Here is a 4,142-nt window from a genome sequence, read left to right as displayed (position 1 = left end):
TCCAAAGAATGGGTTGGCATTCCCTTCTCTCCTTCCTCTTAAAACCTGTACCCTATTTTAAATTAACAGGCTGTAGCATTTATGCTCTTGCAGGGGAGCTCAAAGGGAGAAAGTGGCTGGAGAGGAACTTAATGCCAAGTTTGGAGAGGGTACCTGTTGGATAATGACCAGATTCCTCGGAAGGGGATGTGGGGTAGTTTACGCTTTGATCGGCACTTTCTTCTCTAGCCACTGGGCCACTTGATCAGCCAAATCAACCCCTTCTAACTGGCAGATCTCCCGCAGCATAGTTGGGCTGGTGACATTAATCTCTGTCAGCCGTTCCCCGATGACATCAATTCCAACAAAATAGAGTTTCTCCTGCCGCAGCACCGGCGCCAAAGCTGCGCAGAGGGCCCGTTCTTTTTCGGCAATCTCGGTTTTCTCCACCCGACCCCCAGCGGCCACATTGCCACGGAAATCCCCCTCCCCAGGGATCCGATTGACGGCGCCCAAAGGCTCGCCCTCCAGCAGCAAAATGCGCTTATCTCCCGCTGCTGCCTGCGGCAAATACTCTTGCACCATCACGGGCAGCCGACCGAATTGGGTGCTCAGCTCGATTAAGGAATTGAGGTTTGGATCGCCGGCGTTGATCCGCAGGATCCCTTCCCCACCCTTGCCGCCCAGGGGCTTGAGTACCGCCTGCCCCACCTGCTCGACGAATTGGCGTAGCAAGGCCTTGCTGCTGCTGACGCAGGTACGCGGGATCCACTCTTGGAATTGCAAAGCATAGAGCTTTTCGTTGGCGGAGCGGATCCCGGCAGGATGGTTGAGCACTAGGGTGCGGCGGGGGGAGAGATGATCCAGAAGGTAGGTGGCGTAGAGATAGGCCGCGTCCACCGGCGGATCCTTGCGCATCCATACTGCTTGCATCTGGCTCAAGGGCAACAAGCGCCGTTCTTTGACCTCGTACCAGGGATCCGCTCCTAGATCCAACACAATTTCCTCAACGGATCCCCAGGTTTCCCCTTGATCCCAGTAGAGGTCAGCCAATCCAAGGCAAAAAATGCGGTGGCCTCGTCTCTGCAGCGCCTCCATCAAGGCAACGCTGGTGTCGTGGTTCACCTGCAACTGAGACAACGGATCGACAATGAAAGCTACCTGCATGAATGGTTTGAGCAACGAAAAGCTGCCCTGAGTATGCAACAAATTGGAGCGGATTGCTCTCGGCTAGCAGGCCGGTTCGGCAGTAGTAGAAAGTTAAACCGCTGCAGAGCCGTCTTTAATATCCCCTTAACCTCGACCGGCGATGCAAACGTTAGCTTAATTAGATGGGATCCCTGTTAGCCCTCAGTGTTTCGGTCAGGTTGACCAGGTTTCTGGCCTGCCTGTGAGAAGTGGTCTGTCTGTGAGTGTTTCTTCTCCCCAACCCTCCGAGCCGGTTCGCATTGAAACCACGCGGGACTTGCTAGCAGCCCTGCGAGAAGGGCGCTCCCTGTTGGGCGCCAACCTTGAAGGTGCTTACCTCTCGCGGGGCCTGTTCGACCGCATCCAGATGCCCAAGGCCAACTTGACGCGGGCTAACCTGCGCTCGCTCAGTATGCAACAGGCAGATCTGCGGTTATGCAACTTTCGCCGTGCCGAGATGGAGCGGGCCAACTTCGCTGCCTCCGACCTCCGGGGATCCAGCTTCAGTCAAGCCCTGGGAGACTACAGCAACTTCACCGCTGCCAAGCTGGACAAAAGCAGCTTTCAGGAAGGCCGTTTCAGCCACTCCATCTTTCGCGAGGCCAGCTTGGTGGCTGCCAACCTAGCGGAAGGAAACTTTTTTGCCGCTGACTTTCGCCAAGCCAACCTATTTCGCTGCAACCTCTCCCAGGCCGTCCTAGCCAGTTGTCAGTTGCAACATGCCAACTTCAACCAAGCCCTCCTGGTGGGGGCCAACCTACAAGAGGCCCAAATCGAAGGGGCCAGCTTTGTCGGCGCCGACTTTACCGACGCCAAGCTCTCGGACGAAATGCGCAAGTTCTTGATCGAGCGCGCGAGCGGCACCAACGAGCTTACTCAGCGGGATACCCTCAACACTCTGCTGGCGGGGCTCCAGCCCAAGTCACGCAAACTGTTTGGATTGCTGTGAGCTGTAGCCGAAGTCACTCTCCCGCCAGCCGTAGCAGATCAGTTCTCAGGAGGTCAAGGCACCGGCTGATCCCTCAAAATTGGTTGAGGTCGATTCCAGCTTCGCGGGCCATGGCCCCTATCCCTTTGGTCTTGAGGGTTTTCAGGGCCTTGGTGGAAAGGCGCAAACGCACAAACCGCTTGCCCTCCTCCCACCAGACGCGTTTCCACTGCAAGTTAACCTCCTGCAGGCGCTTGGTACGCCGGTGGGAGTGGGAGATGGCGAAAGCGTTGTTGCGTTTTTTGTTGGTCAGTTGGCAGCGACGTGCCATGAGATCCAAGGGAACTCAGCTTCGCTATTCTATGGCCTCTTTTTGTCGAGCAGCAAGCTGCAGTTGAGCTTGCAACTGGGCTAGCTCTGCCCTCAATTGGTCAAAGGTTTGTTGGCAATGGTTGACGCTTCTCAGGGGTAGCTCTTCGTTTTTGGCGATGCAGGTGACCTCTACAGACCCGTCAGCGGCTTGGCGGCTGCGATCCACAAACACCTCCACCGTCACCAGCTTGGTGTAGGGATTTTTTCCAGGCGGCTCGCCGGCCACCCAGTAGTCAGGGCTGTTGTGTAGGACGGTAAGCTGGCAACGCTCCAAGACCGCGCGGATCGCTTCGCTTAGCTGCTCGGCTGATCCCATAAGCTGAGTCACGCAGGAGTATCGAGCCATAGAAGAAGCAGGTCACCACGCTCATCTTACCATCAAGCTTTCGAGTTCTGGCCTGTCCCAGTGGGCAGAGGGCGAATCGGCAAAATATGCGCTCAAGAGTAGCCTCAATCGGCTCGGCTAACCCGGCGGCAAAGCGGTGAACTGCGCTAGAACGTAAACAAAGCCTTCCCGGCTCTGCGGCTAGCTCTTTTTTCAGGAGAGTTGCCTATGTCTAGGGTCTCCTCATGGGGGCGTTCCCTCTTGCTGCTGCTGGGATCCCTTGCTCTGGGTTGGATAGGCGTGTCTTCTGCCCAAGCGCAGCCTTTTCAACCGGGTGATCTGGATGGGGATAGCCGCTTGACGGTGCAGGATCGCAACCTGTTGGGGGCCTATTTGCGCGGAGAACGGGGGTTGACCGACGACCAGATCCGGGCTGCCGATGTTGACCAGGATGGACGAATTACAGAAGCCGATTGGCAGATGTTGCAGCAGCGCATTCAGGCGGCCACGGATGTGCCCACGGGACAGGTGCAGTTGGATTCTGCCTACTCTGGGCAGGTGGTGGATCGCCTGACAGGGCAGCCCTTGGCCGACGTGGAGGTGGCCATTCCGGGAGCCGGGATTGCGGTGCGCACCGATGCCCAGGGGCGGTTTCGCCTGCCGGGGCCGCTGCCGGCAGAGGAGATTTTGGTGGCGCGGCTGGAGAACTATTTGCCCTATTCCCAGAGCACAGGCAGCGGACAGACCGGCGGGGAGCGACCTTGGCAGTTACAGTTGGAGCGCTGGGATCCCAACAGCACGCTGGTGCTGGAGGCCAATGTCATCCGCCTAGGCGATAACCGGTATTCGCCTGAGTCGGCGGCTGCTGGCCAATTTCTTGCTCCTGCCCAAGGGGGGGAGATGACCCGCTCCTTCAGCCTAGAACGTCTGCCGCTCCGTCCACCAGTTCTGCGGATTGGATCCCTGATTGGGTTGGATACAGCCGCCGCCTATCGGGCCGGACAATCCCAGATCCCTAATGCCGACATGTCTCCCATGCGAGTGCTTTTGAACGGGGTGGAGGTAGAGCAGATCCAGTTGGGAGGAGACGGCTTGCGCATCCCTCTGCCGCTAGAGCATCTGCGCCTGGGCCTGAATACTGTTACCCTGCGCACTGGCAAAACGGTGATCCAGCCTGGCAGGATCGCCGGCGACCCTCGGATAAGTATCCCGCTTTTTGGTGGATCCCTGGATATCTTTGTGCCGCTGGGGAGTAACACAATCGGCCAGTACGGTGGGGCCTGGGTGGACTATGACGATGTGCAGTTGGCCAATGTCACGATTGAGATCCCCAGCTAAACGCCCAAGCTA

The 4,142-nt window shown here is 57.7% G+C and carries 5 protein-coding genes; 2 read left to right on the top strand and 3 right to left on the bottom strand.

Annotation, left to right across the window (positions count from 1 at the left end; genetic code table 11):
- Nucleotides 1-198: 198 nt before the first annotated feature.
- Nucleotides 199-1,146: a glutathione synthase gene (gshB, locus tag NW841_RS12165; RefSeq protein WP_414365524.1), complete on the bottom strand. Its 948-nt coding sequence runs from the start codon at nt 1,144-1,146 to the stop codon at nt 199-201.
- Between the two features lie 241 nt (nt 1,147-1,387).
- On the opposite strand from gshB, the gene NW841_RS12160 reads away from it, so the two are divergent.
- Nucleotides 1,388-2,116, top strand: coding sequence for a pentapeptide repeat-containing protein (locus tag NW841_RS12160; protein ID WP_414378785.1), 729 nt, complete (start codon nt 1,388-1,390; stop codon nt 2,114-2,116).
- Between the two features lie 73 nt (nt 2,117-2,189).
- Here NW841_RS12160 and rpmB read toward each other — a convergent pair whose 3' ends face one another.
- Together rpmB and NW841_RS12150 are read right to left on the bottom strand one after the other, a co-directional pair.
- The gene (gene rpmB / locus NW841_RS12155) at nt 2,190-2,426 is read right to left on the bottom strand and encodes a 50S ribosomal protein L28 (protein ID WP_414372729.1); all 237 of its coding nucleotides are present in this window, start codon (nt 2,424-2,426) and stop codon (nt 2,190-2,192) included.
- Between the two features lie 24 nt (nt 2,427-2,450).
- Complete coding sequence (locus tag NW841_RS12150) at nt 2,451-2,813, bottom strand: hypothetical protein (protein WP_414366787.1); 363 nt, start codon at nt 2,811-2,813, stop codon at nt 2,451-2,453.
- Nucleotides 2,814-3,020: 207 nt separating this feature from the next.
- Between NW841_RS12150 and NW841_RS12145 the strand changes: the two genes are divergently transcribed.
- A complete protein-coding gene (locus NW841_RS12145) occupies nt 3,021-4,130 on the top strand; it encodes a dockerin type I domain-containing protein (RefSeq protein ID WP_414386604.1) in 1,110 nt (369 codons plus the stop codon).
- Nucleotides 4,131-4,142: the final 12 nt, after the last annotated feature.

This window comes from Synechococcus sp. H60.3 (assembly GCF_047462295.1).
GTDB lineage: Bacteria > Cyanobacteriota > Cyanobacteriia > Thermostichales > Thermostichaceae > Thermostichus.
This window is presented reverse-complemented; position numbering and strand designations above follow the sequence as displayed.

Excerpts from the sequence above, each read along its gene's own strand:
- gshB (WP_414365524.1), bottom strand. The coding sequence starts at position 1,146 with ATGCAGGTAGCTTTCATTGTCGATCCGTTGTCTCAGTTGCAGGTGAAC.
- NW841_RS12145 (WP_414386604.1), top strand. The coding sequence starts at position 3,021 with ATGTCTAGGGTCTCCTCATGGGGGCGTTCCCTCTTGCTGCTGCTGGGA.
- rpmB (WP_414372729.1), bottom strand. The coding sequence starts at position 2,426 with ATGGCACGTCGCTGCCAACTGACCAACAAAAAACGCAACAACGCTTTC.
- NW841_RS12150 (WP_414366787.1), bottom strand. The coding sequence starts at position 2,813 with ATGGCTCGATACTCCTGCGTGACTCAGCTTATGGGATCAGCCGAGCAG.